This is a genomic window from Streptomyces sp. JNUCC 63 (assembly GCF_054366325.1).
Genome location: NZ_CM135963.1, coordinates 6908906 through 6926438, shown reverse-complemented (window position 1 = coordinate 6926438; position 17533 = coordinate 6908906). Strand labels below are relative to the sequence as shown.

Annotated in this window: 13 protein-coding genes and 4 pseudogenes; 10 read left to right on the top strand and 7 right to left on the bottom strand. The window is 66.5% G+C overall.

Going from position 1 to position 17533, the window contains the following annotated elements; genetic code table 11:
- The first annotated feature begins 423 nt into the window (after positions 1 to 423).
- A complete protein-coding gene (locus ACX25U_RS31990) occupies positions 424 to 1512 on the top strand; it encodes a hypothetical protein (RefSeq protein WP_454385173.1) in 1089 nt (362 codons plus the stop codon).
- Here ACX25U_RS31990 and ACX25U_RS31985 read toward each other — a convergent pair whose 3' ends face one another.
- The gene (locus tag ACX25U_RS31985; protein WP_454385172.1) at positions 1513 to 2574 is read right to left on the bottom strand and encodes an IS630 family transposase; all 1062 of its coding nucleotides are present in this window, start codon (positions 2572 to 2574) and stop codon (positions 1513 to 1515) included.
- A 633-nt stretch (positions 2575 to 3207) separates the two neighbouring features.
- Between ACX25U_RS31985 and ACX25U_RS31980 the strand changes: the two genes are divergently transcribed.
- From ACX25U_RS31980 to ACX25U_RS31960, 5 genes are all read left to right on the top strand, one after another.
- Complete coding sequence (locus ACX25U_RS31980) at positions 3208 to 3483, top strand: helix-turn-helix domain-containing protein (protein WP_454385170.1); 276 nt, start codon at positions 3208 to 3210, stop codon at positions 3481 to 3483.
- 157 nt (positions 3484 to 3640) lie between these two features.
- On the top strand, positions 3641 to 4651 hold the full coding sequence (locus tag ACX25U_RS31975) for an SMODS domain-containing nucleotidyltransferase (RefSeq protein ID WP_454385169.1): 1011 nt from the start codon (positions 3641 to 3643) through the stop codon (positions 4649 to 4651).
- Positions 4648 to 5421, top strand: coding sequence for a hypothetical protein (locus ACX25U_RS31970; protein WP_454385168.1), 774 nt, complete (start codon positions 4648 to 4650; stop codon positions 5419 to 5421). Before ACX25U_RS31975 ends, ACX25U_RS31970 begins: the two co-directional genes overlap by 4 nt.
- Positions 5422 to 5608: 187 nt before the next feature.
- Positions 5609 to 6394, top strand: coding sequence for a ThiF family adenylyltransferase (locus ACX25U_RS31965; protein ID WP_458633784.1), 786 nt, complete (start codon positions 5609 to 5611; stop codon positions 6392 to 6394).
- A 134-nt stretch (positions 6395 to 6528) separates the two neighbouring features.
- Positions 6529 to 7689, top strand: a complete 1161-nt coding sequence (locus ACX25U_RS31960; RefSeq protein ID WP_454385166.1) for an SAVED domain-containing protein — start codon at positions 6529 to 6531, stop codon at positions 7687 to 7689.
- A gap of 282 nt (positions 7690 to 7971) precedes the next feature.
- Here ACX25U_RS31960 and ACX25U_RS31955 read toward each other — a convergent pair whose 3' ends face one another.
- Positions 7972 to 9291, bottom strand: a complete 1320-nt coding sequence (locus ACX25U_RS31955; RefSeq protein WP_454385165.1) for a hypothetical protein — start codon at positions 9289 to 9291, stop codon at positions 7972 to 7974.
- A gap of 279 nt (positions 9292 to 9570) precedes the next feature.
- Positions 9571 to 10374, bottom strand: coding sequence for a class I SAM-dependent methyltransferase (locus ACX25U_RS31950; RefSeq protein ID WP_454385164.1), 804 nt, complete (start codon positions 10372 to 10374; stop codon positions 9571 to 9573).
- Positions 10375 to 10607: 233 nt separating this feature from the next.
- On the opposite strand from ACX25U_RS31950, the gene ACX25U_RS31945 reads away from it, so the two are divergent.
- From ACX25U_RS31945 to ACX25U_RS31930, 4 genes and pseudogenes are all read left to right on the top strand, one after another.
- Positions 10608 to 10916: a transposase gene (locus tag ACX25U_RS31945; protein WP_454385163.1), complete on the top strand. Its 309-nt coding sequence runs from the start codon at positions 10608 to 10610 to the stop codon at positions 10914 to 10916.
- 276 nt (positions 10917 to 11192) lie between these two features.
- Positions 11193 to 12020, top strand: a complete 828-nt coding sequence (locus ACX25U_RS31940; protein WP_202282946.1) for an HARBI1 family protein — start codon at positions 11193 to 11195, stop codon at positions 12018 to 12020.
- Positions 12021 to 12037: 17 nt separating this feature from the next.
- Positions 12038 to 12784: pseudogene (locus tag ACX25U_RS31935) on the top strand (IS3 family transposase); the annotation flags it as partial.
- A 236-nt stretch (positions 12785 to 13020) separates the two neighbouring features.
- Positions 13021 to 13691, top strand: a pseudogene (locus ACX25U_RS31930) (ISAzo13-like element transposase-related protein); the annotation flags it as partial.
- Between the two features lie 599 nt (positions 13692 to 14290).
- Here the strand turns inward: ACX25U_RS31930 and ACX25U_RS31925 are convergent.
- The 4 genes and pseudogenes from ACX25U_RS31925 to proS form a co-directional block, all read right to left on the bottom strand.
- Positions 14291 to 14554, bottom strand: a pseudogene (locus tag ACX25U_RS31925) (transposase); the annotation flags it as partial.
- Between the two features lie 100 nt (positions 14555 to 14654).
- Positions 14655 to 15101, bottom strand: a pseudogene (locus ACX25U_RS31920) (class-II aminoacyl-tRNA synthetase family protein); the annotation flags it as partial.
- A gap of 82 nt (positions 15102 to 15183) precedes the next feature.
- Complete coding sequence (locus ACX25U_RS31915; protein WP_454385161.1) at positions 15184 to 15924, bottom strand: PIG-L deacetylase family protein; 741 nt, start codon at positions 15922 to 15924, stop codon at positions 15184 to 15186.
- A gap of 178 nt (positions 15925 to 16102) precedes the next feature.
- Positions 16103 to 17515 carry a proline--tRNA ligase gene (gene proS, locus ACX25U_RS31910; protein WP_454394604.1) on the bottom strand — a complete coding sequence of 471 codons (1413 nt, stop codon included), beginning with the start codon at positions 17513 to 17515 and terminating at the stop codon, positions 16103 to 16105.
- Between the last annotated feature and the right edge of the window lie 18 nt (positions 17516 to 17533).

Sequence of the window (17533 nt, the reverse complement as noted above, 5' to 3'; positions counted from 1 at the left end):
CCGCTCGTTCGAGCGAATTACTTCGAACCACCCGGCGCTGACAAACGGAACTGACAATATGCCGCCGTCGTACGTCAACCTCGAGTCGAATGAGGGCCATTGGAACGGCAGGTCAATGAGCGGCAGCTCTCGGTGCTGCAGTGGGTGGAAGACGGGTGCCCTGCCGGCGTTTGGGAGACCAGCTCCTACAAGGCCACCTGTCAGGCACTGCAGAACCGGGGCCTGGTCACGGTCTCCCGGAAGGCCGGACAGTGGAGCGTCGCCCTGACGAATGCAGGCCAGCACTACTTGGCGCACGGCACGTACCCTCCCCGCGGGTCACGCCCGCGCAAGACCCAGGCCGCCGCTCCAGGACCCCAGTCCACCCGAGCGCAGGAAACTCCGGCCGCCGGGCGGAAACCAAGCCCTCCATCGCAGCCTCGCGTGACGTTCACGGAGCAGCTGCTGCAAGAGCTCTCGGAGGCCGGCGGCAGGATCGTCAAGAGTGGCAGCGGTCCGGACTTGGAGAAGTGGCCGTCCCGCGTCGCCGCGGCACGCAGGTCCGGAAGGGTCCCGGAGACGAAGGAGCTGTACGGGGGTTGGTGCCACGGCGGGTACGAGATCAAGCTCGTCGACATTCCCGCCTGGCGCCTCGCCGTCCTCGAACCCGTCCCCGTTCCCTCCCGGCTCACGCGGCCGCACGCCGTGGTCCGGGCCATGCAGAACGAACAACAGCCACTGGGCCTCGCGAAGCCCGTCCAAGGACGTGCCCTCCGGCTCATCCAGGCGCTGATCACCGCTGCCGAGGCCGAAGGACATTCCAGTTCGGCAGGACAGACCGGCTTCGCTCCCCCGTCTCATCGCCGCCGCAGGGCATCTCCCCACTTCACCATCACCGCACAGGGACAGACCGTGGGGTTCCTGGTCCTCCAGGAGCAAGACCGGACCGAGCACGTCGCCACCGAGAAGGAACTCGCCGCGGCCAAGAAGAACTCCTGGGTCAGAATCCCCCGCTTCGACTACACCCCGTCCGAGCGTCTCCGCGTCGTCCTCAGCGGCGGCCAACCACACCGGGCGAGCGAATGGTCCGACACCCCCGGCCGCTCCCTCGAAAACCAGCTCGCCGAGATCGCCCAAGAGGTCACTCTCCGCGGCGAAGCCGCCGAACGCAGACGCCTGGACGAGATCGAAGCGGCACGCCAGAAGCGCATCCGCTGGGAAGCCGCCATGGAAGAAGCCCGCATCCGGTATGCCGAGGCGTACCGCGTCAGGCATTTCGAAGCGCAGGAAGCGGCATGGCGCCACGTCACCCGACTGACCGGATACGTGAGCGCTGTACGCAGGCGAGTCGACGCCATGCCGCCGGGCCAGGCCAGAACCGAGGCCGAAGCATGGATCAGCTGGGCAGCGGCCACCGTGGAGCGCCTCGACCCACTGAACACACCGCCCCGGCTGACCGACATTCCCGAGCCACGCGCCGACGACCTGAAGCCCTTCCTCGGGCACTGGAGCCCTTACGGTCCCACCTATTGATCAGAAACTCATGGGGTTCTCGTCCAGGACGTAGCGGACGTGCGGGCCGCCGAAGTAGCCGCGGACGATGTGTGGCTGACGCTGGCGTCTGCGGAAGAAGCGGCGGGTCTCTGCGGTGAGTTCGGCCTGGTCCCGGGCTCGGTGCTGCTTGGGCAGGCTGTGTTTGAGGTCGGCGTTGACCAACTCGTCGGGGTTGAGCTCGGGCGAGTACGGGGGCAGGAAGTGCAGCTCGACGTCGTCGGGGTGGGCGGCGAGCCAGTCACGGACCTTCTTCGAGCGGTGCGCGGAGTGCCCGTCGACCACGAGGTGGACCTTGTGGTCGAAGTGGCCGGCCAGCCGGTCCAGGAAGCGGCACATCACCTCGGCGGTGAAGCTCTCGGCGAAGACCATGAAGTGCATCCGGCCCTTGGTGCTGATCGCAGACATCGCGTTCACCGAGAACCGGTTCCCGCTCCGCCGCACCACGGGTGTCCTGCCCTTCTCGCCCCAGGTGCGACCGGTGACCTGGTCGGAGCGGATGCCGACCTGGTCGGCGAACAGAATCTCGCCGCCGTCCCTCTTCGCCTTCGCCCGGATCGCCAGCCATGCCTCCTCGTGCCAGCGGCGCACGGCCTCCGGGTCCTGTTCCACGGCCCGCTTGTCCGGACGCTGGAAGGACAGCCCCCACCGCCTCAGATACTTGCCCACCCCGGGCTCGGTCAGCCGCACCCGGTACAGCTTCGCGATCAGCTCGCCGACCAGCCGCCGCGTCCACAACTGTCCGCTCAGGCCGACGTCGCAGGGTCGATGCTCGAGCACCGCCTGCCGCACGGCGGCCTGCTCGGCCTCCCCGAGCACCTGGTGCACGCCGACCGGCTTGCCCCGCGGCCGCATGACCAGCGCACCACGGCCGCCCGCCTGCCACTTCGCCCACCACTTGTCGACCGCTTTCAGCGACACCCCGAAGACCGCCGCCACATCCTCACGGTCCCGCCCCGCCACCAACGCGGCCACCGCCCGCAGCCGCAGGGCCTCCTGCGCCGACGGCGACAGATGCCGCGCGTCCCCCACCAGATCGCTCACACCCCACCAACGACCCAGAACCCGAACCGTTTCGGATCAATACTGACGCCCGCTCCGCCAAACGTCCGGTCCGCCGAAATACGGCGGCAGCGCGCCTGCCACCACAATCAGCGACATCGGGAACCCAACCGAATTTTCTCCAAGTTCAGCGAAACCAGCCCTCGGGAGCGGGCCTCCCAGCCAACGTGACCTGCACGATCAATCAGGTGACATTCCGTCAGAAAAAGCGTCATTCCAGCATCAAGATATCACCCGTAACGCCCACACCACACATAATGCGCACGCACGAAAGCACAGGCCAGGAGCCCTTCGCGGCCGGTTCAAGGATCGCGATACACTCAACGTGGTAGGTCATCGGAAACCCGTGCAACCCCCAACTCACCTGGGGTGACTGCTGCCGTTCGTCACAGTGCCGGGTAATGGCGTGGCGTGCTGGATGCTGCCGACTCCTCTCCGGCATCGTGCCTCACGCCATCAGAGCGGGCCCTCTACGACATGCGGGGCAACATAGCCCCGAATCGCCGGTTAGCCAAACCGGCAATAGCGCGGAGTATTGACAGTCACCGCGATGACCTGCGCGTGCGACGTCCGTAGGCCCGGCACGGGCTACCCGCCAAGACGAAAGAACTCGGAATGCACACGAAGATCGAAGAGACTCTGAGCCCTCGCTATAGCCCTGCTCACATCCGCGCCTCCTGGGACGGAACGGGGAGCGTGGAGGACGCCTCAAGGGCGCTTGGATTCTCACGGGCCAAGGGATACGACCTGATCCGCAGCGGGCAGTTCCCGTGCCGTGTGCTGCGCATCGGCCGTAAGACACGTGTCGTCACGGCCTCCCTACTCCGCGTCCTCGAAAGCGGAGATCCGGAGTATAACGATGCACGCGCCGGATGCCGCCCGACGTCCTAAGCCAGCTCCGACGAGGCTCCGCTTCCGGCGGGGCTTCGTCGTTCCACGCGCGCTCACACACTGCCCCGCTCTGAAGGCAGACTGGCCAGCCGTGTCGCCGTCACTGTCGTACCTCCACGCTACGGTGTCACCATCTTCAGTGAAGGCGATTTACGGGATGGCGCCAGTGCAGCTCACCACCTGTTTCAACACGCTCCTCACGGACACGGTCAACCTGAGCCGGTTCAAGCTCGACATGCTCGACGACCGAGTGGACAGCGTCTACCGAGCCCTCAAGACGGACGAGGAGATAGGACACCTCGTCCTCGACAAGATTCCTCAGGGTTCGTGGGCGCAGGGGACCATCATCAACCCGGTCGGTGACAAGGAGTTCGACGCCGACTTCCTCCTCCTGATGGAGGAGAACCCGGACTGGCACGGCAGCCCGAAGACCTACATCGACAAGGTCTACGCGGCACTGGACCGCCACAGCCGTTACCGCGAGATGCCGCACTCGCGCAAGTGCCGTTGCGTGCGTCTGGAATACAAGAACCTGATGCACATGGACATCGTCCCGTACGTCCAGCTCAGCGACGGCCGCGACGTCATCGTCAACCGGGACGACAACTGCTGGGAGGCGACGGACCCCGAGGGCTTCACGGCCTGGATGCGCAATCAGGACGACATCACCGGCGGGAACCTGCGCAGGGTCATCCGGCTGCTGAAGTACCTACGCGACCACAAGAACTCCTTCACCGGAACCCGGTCGATCATCCTCACGACTCTGCTCGGAAACCAGGTCAGCGAGACCAAGACGCTGATCGATCCGGGCTACTACGCCAACGTCCCCACGACCCTGCTCCACCTGGTCCAGGACCTCAACACCTACCTGCAGGCCAACCCCACCAAGCCGTCGATCGCCGACCCCTCCGGGTCGGGCGTCACGTTTGACCACCGCTGGACCCAGGACACCTACGCCTACTTCCGCGAGCGGATCCGCGTGCACACGGAGGAGATCGAGTCTGCCTACCACCATGCGGACAAGGAGACCAGCATCGAGCTGTGGCAGGGTCTGTTCGGCACCGGCTTCAAGGAGCCCGACGCCCAGCAGAGCAGCGCGAAGTTCCCTGCCGCGGCCGCGTCCGTGGCCGCCGTGACGACGACGGGGCGGTCGGGGCGCGCTGGATGAGCAAGCGAAGGCCCTGGCGGTTCGGCGCTCCCACACCGTGGCAGAGACAGGCGCTCGCGGATCTCCGCGCGATCGGCGCCGAGCAGCCGGACACCCTGCGCGTGGTGGGAGTGCCTGACCGTACGGACGACGGCGCCCTGGCAATCACGATCGAGATCGACACGAGGGGGACCGTCTCGGTGGAGGGAGGGATTCGGCTTCAGCCGCGCGAGCGGTTCGTTCTCCGCGTCCCGTCCTCCCCGCTGCTCCCCCCGCAGGTCGACGTCACGCACACCCGGTTCATCGGATACCCCCACGTCCTGCAGGGCCACCGGCTGTGCCTGTACCTGGACCCAGCGCGAGAATGGAACCCGGCAGGCGGCATCCGCTCCAGCCTAAACCGCCTGTGGGCCTGGCTCGGCGATGCCGCCGGCAACCGGTTCAACGCCTCAACCGCCCTCTATCACGCGGTCGGCGGGGTCCTGCATCAGTCCGCAGGAACACCCACCATCGTTGTGCGTGAACCCGTCCTCGGAAAGTGCGTCCAGGCCGGATACCTGATCCCAAGGACCGCTCAGCGCCTGGACCTCGCCTTCACTCCACAAGAACCTCCCACGGCACGCCTGCCGGTCATCATCCTCCCCGCGCCCCTGCCAATGGGAGCCGGCACCACACTCGTCGAACTCCTCCAGCAGATCGATGCGCCACTCGCCAGCCGTGCCCCCAGCCGCCAGGCCGTTCGCACCGGCCGTGCTGACCTCCCTCGCGACCAGCGTGGTGAGAAACGCTGAGGACACACCCCAATACCTCCTCCTGGCCGTGCCCCACCCCGCCGGCGGCCCACCCCATCTGCTCGCGGGCCGAATCCCCGCAAGCGCCGCCAACGAACTCCGCAGCCTCGCAAGGCGCCAGCCCGGTTGGCTGAGCACTCTCACCCCCAGCGCGGTCAACCCGGCCCTCCCGATCGAGTGGTGCCGAGTGTCCGACGAACGGCATACCGTCACAACCCGCCGCGACGACAACCGCCCCGTCAACAGCTACCAGAACAAACACATCCACATCTGGGGCTGCGGAGGCATCGGATCCTGGACCGCCGAGTTCATCGCACGCGCAGGAGCAGCACGCATCACGCTGTGCGACCCCAGCGTCGTCACCGGCGGGCTGCTCGTCCGGCAGAACTTCCTCGAAACCGACCTCGGCGCGGCCAAGGCCGCCGCGCTCGCTGACCGACTGCGTAACATCGACGACCGCCTGACCGTCGACATCGCCGAGGGCCTCCTCCCCGAGGACGCCGAACAGATCATGAACCAGGCCGACCTCGTGATCGACGCCACGGTCAGCCTGGCCATCGGGCAATGCCTCGATGTCCTCGCCCGCACATCCAACCGCAAGGCAACCCTCGCCCAGATCGCCACAGACACCCGCACCGGGACACTTGGCATCCTCACCGTCTGCGCACCGGGAACCCTCCAAGGCCCCCACAGCTTGGACTCCCTGGCCGGCCCCTCGGTACTCGACGACCACCAACTCGAGCTGTACCACGCCCTGTGGCAAGAAGCGCAGCCCGACGACGAACTCGTACCGACCCGCGGCTGCTCGGTTCCCACCTTCCACGGATCCTCAGCAGACCTCGCCGCCGTCGCCGCCACGCTCACCACGTTTCTCGGCATGCAGCTGGCCGCGTCGAAGTCAGGAACCCACCTGGTCGCGCTTCCGCACGCCCGCAGCGGACCGCATCATCACTACGTCCCCCATCTCCCCTAGCCCGGCCGGTGCGGCCAGACCAAGCGCCCATACCCCATACTTCCGCTGCACGGCACCACAGCAACAGACCCGGTGTCCCCGAACCAAGACACGCGAGACGCACAACCCCCGCCTGCGCCAAGAGGAGTCGACCTGTGGCACGCAAGTCCATCCCCGACGTCGAGCGGCTCAAGGTCTGGGTCCGCGCCGGCGGACGATGTGAACTTTGCGGGACCTACCTTCTCGAGGGAAAACTCACCTATCAGGACTTCACCCTCGGAGAGCTCGCCCACATCGTGGGGCAGGACGCAACGCCGAAGTCACCGCGCGGCATGGACCCCCTCCCGAAGGACCAGCGCGACCTGGCTGACAACCTCATGCTGCTGTGCCGCGGCGAGCATAACGAAATCGACCGCAAGGGCTCTCTCGACGTCATGACGGTCGAACGGCTCCGGCGCATCAAGCGCGATCGGGAGGAGTGGATCCGGCGGCTGACCGCTCTTAACCCGGAAACCGGCACCGTGGTAATCCGGCTGATCGGACAAGTCCGAGGCCAGGAAGTCGAACTCACCAAGCCCACTGCCGCCGAGGCCGTCATCCGCTCCGAAGGGCGATTCCCCGACTTCCCCCTCAGCCTGCACGGCGACGGCTTCGAGATCGATCTACGACGCATACCCGGTGAGAACGCCGGCGGGCCAGCGTACTGGGAACAGTGCCAGCAGCAAATCGATCGGGTCCTGGAACACAAGCTGGCGGAAGCGCTGCGTGAGGACTCAGTGCACCACGTGAGTGCCTTCGCCTTCGCGCGCTTGCCACTGCTTGTCTATTTCGGCTCCCGCTTGGACGACACGTTCACCGTCTCCATCTACCAACGGCACCGCCGCACGGAATCCTGGTCCTGGCCCGATACGACGGACCCGATGGTGCGCTTCGTCACCGAGCCGCCTCTCTCTCCTGCCCCTGACGCCTCTGACGGAGTGCTGATATTGAACATCTCCGGATCGATCCAGGCAGAAGAGCTACCCCAACAGCTTGCCCTGCTTCCGCGCTGGACGATTCACCCGCACGACGTCACCCCGTCCGTCGACGTAATCAATTCCGTTCCCACGCTCAACGAGTTCACCTCGGTGCTCCGGCAACTGCTCTCCGAGCTGGAGGCCAACCACAAGAACCTACGACGACTGCACATACTGGCAGCTATCCCCGTGTCAGCTGCGGTGACGCTCGGCCGTGTCCACGATGCCAACGTTCACCCCGATCTGATCATCTATGACCGCACCGCCGGCCAGTACACGGCAGCGTTGCGCATCTCTTGACGATCACGCACAAGGCGGCAAAAACCTGCCGCAATGACTGCGTGCCCCGACTGCCGTGCGATCAGGACCCGCAGCACCGTGACCGCCGAGTTCCGCTGCCACGGTGACCGCATCCTCACATGGCCAGCCTTCTCCATACCGAGCGGGCCACCGAAGAGCACCGACCGAGCCAGCGGCGCGCCGATACCCCGCCGCTCTCCCCGGGACCGGCGGCGCAAGTCCGCTTCTTGCCGTGGTGAGGGCGGATCCACCGGTTCACGGTCGACCTCACCCCTCACACTCTCAGCCCGTTAGACCGCCCCTGCGTTCCCGCGTACGTTCGGCCTGGGTCGTGTCGTCGCCGATGAGCCCGGCGAAGACCAGTGCGCGCGAGCCGTCGAGACTGGCCTTGATCTGGGCCTGGATGATGTCACTGGCCCTGCCGCGGGTTCCGATCCAGCCATCCTGCACGAGTTGGGTGAAGGTCGTGTTGTCGAGATACCGGGGCACCGTGTGGTAGCCGAACAGCTCACCCCCTTTCGGGCCGGTGGCCAGTCCGGGCCGCCCTCGCAGCCACTCGACGTGTTCGCGCGTGAGGTACATCCCGCCGATCAGCGCATCTCCCTTCGGCGCCACTTGTTCGGACTTGCAGAACTTGATCCAGCACGGCTGGTGAACGAAGCGGTAATCGGCCGGCGGATCCTGTTCCAGCCGCATACACGCCTCTTCTACCTGCCTCATGCGCTTAAGCTGGTCGTCAAGATCACCGTCCGGCCGATATCCCCACTCGCTGCGCCCGGCTCCGACATGGACCATCTTCTTGTACTGCACAAGGATGAAGCTGTCCCGGCTCACATGGTGATAGATCAGGTCGACCCCCAGCGTGTCCTCAGCCGGCAGGCGGTTCACGTTGGCGATGAACAGTTGCTGGTCGCCCTTGCGGAATACACGCTTCGCGAGATGCTCCGCGTCACTTCCGATCCAGTCAGAGAAACGTTGCGCATCGTGAGCGACGAGGTGATCCTCGTGCGCCGGATGTCCAGGCAGGGTGGCGAGGACGGGGATCTGATCCCCGCCCTCTTCCGGGAACTTCGCCTCTTCAATGATGCTCCGGTCGAATCCGCCCAGTTGAAGTGCCAGTCCGGTGGCATCTCTCTGCTCCAGGAACAACTCCCGCACTCTGCCGAGGATCCGGACACCGCCCACCCTTTCCTGCAACTGGGCGATGACCGCGGCCAGATCCGCGCGGAGCGTGGTAAGAGCGTTCAGCAACTCTTCGCCGGACCGCTTCGTCAGCACGCCGGACCAGTCGACTGCGTCCCTGTGTCGGAGCGGAAGCTGGTCGGACAAATCTTCCATCGGGACCGGAGGCGCGACTCGATGGAGTTGAGTCACCTCGACCACACGCCGGAAGGTCCCGGCGGGGCGACCGCACCGGGCCTGCCCCACGTATTCGACTCGCGGTCGACCTCTCTCCTGCCCGGTCACCACCAGGACGACATGTCTGCTTTTCCACTCGTCCCGTTCTCCGACCGACTCCCAGCCGGCATCGAGTTGCTCCTGCCGCTTCCGGCTGCCGAGGAACTTGGCCTCGCCTGGAGTACACCGCAGTATCGCCACCATTCGATCACCGTACGCCCCCCTTCCTGCCCATTTCCACGACTCGTCGCCAGCATCGGATACATCGCCAACCCGTGGGAGAGCAAAGGAAATCGGACCTTGGCACGCCGCACCTCATACGGTGATGAGGCTTCTTGGATTCGGCCGGAGGTACTCACCCTTGTCCCACTTGATCCAGTTCTCAAGCGAGTGGGGAAGGCGGGGAGTATGAGCATGCGTGAGGGGTCGCCGACCGTCAGGCGGTCGCGAGCCGGCAGGTCGGCAATGACGACGAAAGGCGGATCAGCGCGCTGGCTCAGACGTGCCTCGCGCCTGGTCGCGCCTGGCGACCACCTGGTATTCATCGCTCTCGGGGTCGAAGGTGGTGGACTGCACCGTGAGCCCGACACTCCGCAACTGCGCCACGAGGTCCTCGTACCGGTAGGGCCAGATGGACAACCGCTCCGAGCAGGCTCGCACTGCCCCATCCGGCTCGATCTGGGCGACCACGATCTCAAGGAAGTGTTCCTGCTCCCAGCGCTGCTCGATCTGCCAGTAGTAGCTGACGACCGCATCGCGGTCGTTGCGGCGGATGAGTCGATCGCGGACGTCTACCCGTGAGCCGGCGGAGCGCACGAGCTCCCAGTTGCGCGACGTGAGCACGAGGCGTCCGCCCGGATTCAGCAGCCGCGACATCGCTTCCAGTGCGGTCAGGCGCCCGGCTGCGCCCTCGGCGTGCCCGAGCGAGTTGCCGACGCAGAACACCAGATCGAACGTGGAGTCCTCCAGGTGGTCGGGCAGCTCGTCCCAGCTCGCGCGGAGGGCTCGAAGCGAGACACCCTGCTCGTCGGCGGCCTTCTCGGTCCGGCGAACCATCCCGCTGCTGGCGTCTGCGGCGACCACGTCGAGGCCGAGACTCGCGAGACCGACGGCGAGCTGGCCGGTTCCACACGAGCAGTCGAGGACGCGCGTGTTGGGCGGCAGAGAGCCCACGACATCGGTGTAGTAAACCGCGGCTGCCTTGGCGGGGGTCAACCTGTCGTCTCCGATCAGCCACTCGTATACGTCGGAAAGCGCCCCATAACCAGCCACCGCGATAACCTCCATCGCTCGACGACGCGCGGGCTAGACCGCGCCTGCGATTCGGACCTTCCGCCTCGCTCTGTGCCGGGCCGTGTCAGCGAAGCATTGAGCAGGGCCCAACCACTTCCGGCCGCGGAGACTCCACCGGATTTCGTGGGAAACCGCGACACGCCGCACCGACGCAAGAGGGTCTGCTGCACGATCGGGTGACATCTGAACTGGCTTGCACCTGCGGGGTAGGTGGGAAGGATTTCGCTGTGCCCAAGCCATACCCGGAACAGTTCCGCCAGGACGTCGTGCGGGTCGCGAGGAACCGCGGCCCGGGCGTCACGGTCGAGCAGGTGGCCGCCGACTTCGGAGTGCACGCGATGACGCTGTGGAAGTGGATGCGTCGCGCGGACATCGACAACGGAGTGAAGCCCGGGACGACCACGCAGGAGAACGCGGAACTACGGCAAGCGCGTCAGCGGATCAAGCTGCTGGAGCAGGAGAACGAGGTCCTGCGTCGGGCCGCTGCCTACCTGTCACAGGCGAATCTTCCGGGAAAAGGATCTACCCGCTCGTGAAGAGGCTGGCCGCGGACGGGGTACCCGTCACGGTCACGTGCAGGGTCCTGAATCTCGCCAGGCAGCCCTACTACCGCTGGCTCGAACGGCCGGTTACCGGTGCGGAGTTCGAGCAGGCCACGCGCGCGAACGCATTGAGGTCTTCTCGGCAACGTAATGGTTGCGGTGCGTGACGATGCGTGGGCGGCGCGATGGTGACCTGGCGTCAGACAAAGGTGAAGCCCCTGGTAGGAACAGGTCTGCGAAGATCACGTTCCGTACAACCAGAGGCTTCACGTGACGTCCAGTATCACCTACACCGCCGTGCTCGATGTCCGCAGGGCGACCGCCGAGCATCTCGCGAAGCTGCTACGCGGGCACCGCGAGCGGCTCGGAACCCGAAAGGGAACCCGCGCTCTGGGCGTCTTCAAGCAGGCCGTGCTTGTGCTGCGCTGGTTCGTCGACGGCACCCGGCTGGCCCAACTCGCCCGGGACAACGGCATCTCACTGCCGACCGCCTACCGCTACCTGCACGAGGGGCTGACCGTGCTTGCCGACCACGCGCCCGATCTGTCCACCGCGCTGGAGCGAGCGGCAGCAGCGGGGTATACCCACCTCAACCTGGACGGCACCGTGATCCGCACCGACCGTGTGGCCGCCGCCGGCCCCAACGGCGCTGACCTGTGGTGGTCCGGCAAGCACAAGCACCACGGAGGGAACGTGCAGGTCATCGCGGCCCCGGATGGATGGCCGCTGTGGGTCTCGCCGGTCCGCCCGGGCCGCGAGCACGACACCACCTGCGCCCGCGCCCACGGACTCGTCGACGCTCTCAACCGGCTCGCCGCCACGCTGGGTATCCCCACCCTGACCGACCTCGGCTACGAGAACGCCGGTGACGCCTTCCGCCACCCGATCAAGAAGCCCAAGGGCGGTGAACTCACCGACCACGACAAGGCGTTCAACGCCGTGATCCGGGGCGTCCACGCCGTCGCCGAACGCGCCAACGCCCTGCTGAAGGTCACCTTCAAGGCCCTGCGCCGAGTCAGCCTCGACCCCGCGGCCATCACGCGGATCGCCCGCGCCGCCCTCGTCCTGCTCCAGCTCGAACACGGCCGCACCACCTGAACGAAGATCACCAACCGTCACGAGACGTTACCGAGAAGGGTTCATTGTTCGATGCTCACCGCGAGGACCCGGAGTTCGGCTACCGGTTCCTGGCCGACGAAGCCCGCAGCGCGGGATCTGGCATGGCCGACCGGACGGCATGGCGGATCTGCCGGGACAACCGCTGGTGGAGCGTGTTCGGCAAGAAACGCGGCCGGGGCAAGAAGGCCGGCCCGCCGGTGCACGACGACCTCGTCCGCCGCGACTTCACCACGACCAGCCCGAACCGCCTGTGGCTCACCGACATCACCGAACACGTCACAGGAGAGGGGAAGTTGTATCTCTGCGCGATCAAGGACGTCTTCAGCAAGAGGATCGTGGGCTATTCGATCGACACGCGCATGAAGTCCCGCCTGGCCGTCACCGCCCTCGACAACGCTGTTGCCCGGCGTGGACACGTCGCCGGGTGCATTCTGCACAGCGATCGCGGATCGCAGTTCCGGTCGCGGAAGTTCGTCCGGGCGCTCGATCGGCACCGGATCGTCGGCTCGATAGGGAGGGTCGGCGCGGCGGGCGACAACGCGGCCATGGAGTCGTTCTTCAGCCTGCTGCAGAAGAACGTCCTCGACCGCCGGTCGTGGGCCACCCGCGAGGAACTGCGGATCGCGATCGTGACCTGGATCGAGCGGACCTACCACCGCCGCCGCAGACAAGCCTCGCTCAGCCGGCTGACCCCCATCGAATTCGAGACCGTCATGACCGCACCGGCTCTCCGGGCCGTGTGACCGAACCTGTCACCCAAACCTGCACCAGACCCGTTCGTCTCCCTGATCCCCACCTGACGCCTCTTGGACGCCTTTTCCTCATCGCTCACCACGACAGTCTTCGGCTAACGCAGCATGAGGCGGTTTGAAGCCTCCCCCCGCAGGGCGACTTCGAAGGGCCAATCCTTCATCGGTCACGCAGCACTGCTTCAGGCAACTCGTCCTACATCGAATTCCCCTCTGCATTCAGGACACACTGGAACAAGATCGAGCACCGGCTCTCTCGCACATCACCATGAACTGGCGCGGCCGCCCGCTGACCAGCCACGAAGTCATCGTCCAGTCCATCGCCGCGACCACCACCCGCACCGGACTACGCGTGAGTGCCGCACTCGACACCAACACCTATCCCACCGGAGTCCGCATCGGTGACGCCGAGATGGCTGCACTGCCGCTGATCCGGCACGCCTTCCACGGCGACTGGAACTATGCCCTGCACCCACAGCCCTGCCCTGCCGTCCCGGCGCCCCGGGCTCCGCAGGAGGCGGCCCCGCCGTGGGACCAGGCCCTGCTGTCCGATCCCGCCCTGACCGGCATGTCCCGGCAGCAACTGGATGCTGTCACAAGGATGTTGACGCCCGACGGCGATACCCGGCGCGGCCGCCCGCCCCGGCTCGCCTTCCCCGAACAGGTCCTGGCCACCGTGCTTCATCTGCGGGTCGCCCTGGCCGCCGAACCTCTCGCCGTGCTGTTCAACAGCAGCCGAACCGCGATGCACCGAACGCTTCTGAAGAACAGGAAACTGCTCGAGGCACACGGCATCGTCATCCCACCCGCGACGACGCCACCCGTCGCCCTCAGGGCCCTCCAGGCTCGGGTCCTCGCCCAAACCGGCGAGCCCCCCAACAAGATCAAGACGACGGGTTAATGATCTGCAAGCCCTTAGCCTCGGCTTCACCGCCGACCTGAGCCCGAACGCCGTGCCGAATGACGGCGAACTGGTCCTGAAGGTGTTGTCCGGAGGCCACGAGGGATACGGGTCGCATTTGGCGGTCTTGGCTCTGATCGGGCGCGCCAGCGTGTTCTAGCGGCGTCGCGCCGAGCGGCGGGCTTGATCTCCGCGGTGACGCTAGTGACGCCCCGACTCGCTGGCATACACGAGCCCGCACCAGGCAGTCGCCGCCTGGTCGACCCTCGCGTGAGGCATCTCGCACCTGGCCGGCAGGATCAAGCCCTTGGAGCTGACGAACCTGAGTGTCTTTTGCGGGTGAAACCCGGGACCGACCCGGCGTAGCGCCGAGCGCGTCGGGGGTGCGTCCGCCGAGCGCGGCATCGGTCTCGCGTCTAGGGCAGTGGCTCGGTCGGCCTGATGGGGATCGGCCCGGGGTCCCTCCCTGCGCGTAGGTACGTACGTCGCCGACGCGATGGTGCCAGCAGGCGGCGACGTTGTCACCGTCATCCCCGAGTCCTGCGGGCGGTCGAGACTGACCAGCGCTACATCGCCCGCCTCAAGTTCGTCGCCACGACAATGGTCTGGTCGATGCCGTCGTCACCCCAGGTGTAGAAGTAGTACTTCACCGCGCCGGCCGGCGGAAAGTCGTGCGGGAGCTGCTCCCACTGGCAGCCGGTCCGGCCCAGGTAGAGCAATGCGTTGACGATCTCCCGCATCGCGTACCGGCCCTGATGACCACTGACCGAGGGATGCGCGGCCTTCTACGCGGCGATCACGGGCTCCACCAGCGCCCACTGCTCGTCACTCACGTCGGTCTTGTAAAGCTTGCGCTCGCTCACGGAGACCAGCCCAACATGCCCATGGCCGCCGACCGGCCGGGATGCCGCACCGCCACACGATCAGGTGAGGACAAATATCCTATGGACTCTCATACCGCCCTCTCAGGAAGATGCGCGGCCGTCTTCCCAACGCACCACGTTGGCCCACTGATTGAGCAGCAGCGGCAGGTCGCGATGGCTCGAGATCCACTTGGCCATGTACTGACCGAACAGCGTCTCGCTGGTCGGGCGGATCACGACAGGATCGGACAGCGCTTTACCGCCGGCGTGCGTCACCAGCGTGAGCTCCGGGTTGAAGCCCTCGACATGGTCTGCTTCGCGCGCGAAGTACTCCTCCGGGACGAACAACGGGAAGTAGGCGTTGTGCACGCCGACCGCCTTGATGCGCCCGTCGACCTCATCCACCATGCGCTCCCACAGCGCATAGCCCGTCGGCCGGATCACCATCGTCCCGCGCACCGGCCCGTTGTCGGCCAGCTCCGCCTTGGACGACGTCCTGGTACCAGCGGGGGAAGTTCTCGGCCTGCCGAGTGAGTACGTGCGTCATGTCCGCAATCTCTACCCGAGGGTCGGAACCCGATCGCCGCTCGGGTTCGAGTAGGGACGTACGCGCGCCACATGCGCTCGCGTCAAGCGGTGTGGATGACGTGGAAGGCCTCCACGAGTCGCCCTTCAGGCAGCTCGAACCGCTCGGCCGTGAGCCTCATCCATTCGGTGATGTACGCCTCCACGTCGATGTGGGCGACCTGTGAGACATGACTGTTGAGCGCGGCCAACTTGAGCCCGACGACGTCGGTGACATCCACCGTGTGGTCGGCACGCGCGGTGCCGTAGAGCCACACCTCGTTCGCCGTCCACGCCTCGAGCCCCTCATCGCCCAGCAGCTCCGGGAAGGCGAACGGGTTGCGGGCGTCGGGGTACACCGCGCGCAGCGTCGCCTCACCGGCCGCCATGTGGTCGGGGTGTGAGTTGTCGATCCACTCCCAGTTCCGCTCGGGCGAGCTGGTGACGACCCGCTGCGGCCGGACCTCCCGAATCACCCGCGCGATATCGCGGCGCAGGTCCAGGCTCGGCTCCAGCAGGCCGTCCGGGTACCCGAGGAACCTCACGTCGGTCACGCCGACAGCGGCTGCCGCGGCGCGCTGCTCGGCCCGGCGCAGCGGTCCGATCTCCTCGCGCGGCACCTTCTCGTCGAAGCCGCCGGCGTCGCCGTCGGTGAGTATGCAGTAGGTGACCTTGGTGCCGGCCGAGGTCCACGTCGCCACGGTGCCCGCACTGCCAAAGTCGAGGTCATCTGGGTGCGCGGCCACGCACAGCGCGCGCTCGACGTGCTCAGCTGGCCCGGCAGGGCGCTGGAACAGGTTGCTCATCCTTCGGAGACTACCGGGAGAGCCGAGGCGGTGTGTAAATGAGGGCCCGAACTGACCAACAGCATCACCGAATACGAGGAGCCGATCTTCGCCACGGCGGCGTAACGGCAGGACGCAAACGGCACAGCGGCTAGCGCACACAGCCGCCAGCCGCTGGACGAAAGCCCGGTTCAGACACTCAGTAGGCTCGGGCCACAACGGCTAGGACGCCAGGGGCATCTTCCGACTCCGGCATCGAACCATCCTCCGAGACCAGGCACCGGACGGTCACCCCATGCTCGCCGAGAGCTGCCTCACCGTCAGGGCCAAGTTCCACCCACGGCATGCGAGCCCAGCCGTGGGCCGCAGCCTCGACCGCCTCGTCCAAGGTGCGGACGTCCACCGTGCGGGAGGTGCGGAATTCCTCAGACTGCTGCAACAGCAGAGCCTGATCCTGCTCAAGCAGTTTCGGCACCTCGGTGGTCAGCGTCTCGAGCGCCACCGGGGACTTGCCGCCGGCGATCCGGCGAGCCAACATTCCCGTTCCGCCCTCCAGGTCGCGGGGCCCGATCTCCAGGCGCAGCGGCACGCCCTTCAGTTCCCAGTCCACGGCCCGGCGGCCGAAGGGCACGTCGACCCGGTCGTCCACCCAGACGCGCACACCGGCGGCCTGCAGCTCCTGGCCGATCTCCCGGACCCGGGGCGCGACCTTCTCGTCGTCCTTCACCGCCATGACGACGATCTGGACGGGCGCGAGGCGCGGAGGCACCCGCATTCCGTGGTCGTCGCCGTGCACCATGATGAGACCACCGATCAGTCGGGTCGTGCTGCCCCACGACGTCTGCCAGACATATTCGCGGCCGCCGTTGTCCGTGAGGTAGTCCGTGTTGAACGCCTTGGCGAAGTTCTGACCGAGCTCGTGGCTGGTGGTGAGCTGAAGGGCCTTGCCGTCGCCCATCATCCCTTCGAGGGTGAGGGTGTTGATGGCACCGGCGAACCGCTCCTTGGGGGTCTTGCGCCCGCTCAGGGCCGAGATGGCGAGCACGTCCGTCAGGAAGCTCTGGTAGACGTCCGTCTGGATCATGGCGGCGTAGTCGCGAGCCTCCTCGTAGGTGGCGTGGGCGGTGTGCCCCTCCTGCCAGAGGAACTCGGTGGTGCGCAGGAAGGCACGCGGGCGCTTCTCCCAACGGACCACGTTCGCCCACTGGTTGATGAGCAGCGGGAGGTCGCGGTAGCTCTGGATCCACTTGGAGAAGTATTCGTTGATGATCGTCTCGGAGGTGGGTCGGACGACGACGGGCTCTTCCAGCTCCTTGCCGCCACCGTGGGTGACGACCGCGAGCTCCGGCGCGAAGCCCTCGACATGCTCGGCCTCTCGCTGTAGGTACGACTGCGGGATGAACATAGGGAAGTAGGCGTTCTGGGCGCCGACCGACTTGATCCTGGCGTCCATCTCCTGTTGCATCCGCTCCCACAGGCTGAAGCCGTACGGCCGGATGACCATGGTGCCGCGCACTGGACCGCTATCGGCCAGTTCGGCCTTGTTCAGCAGGTCCTGGTACCAGCGCGGAAAGTCTTGTGCCTGAGGGGTGAGAACAGGTGCCTTAGCCATGGGCGGTATTCTAGGGGC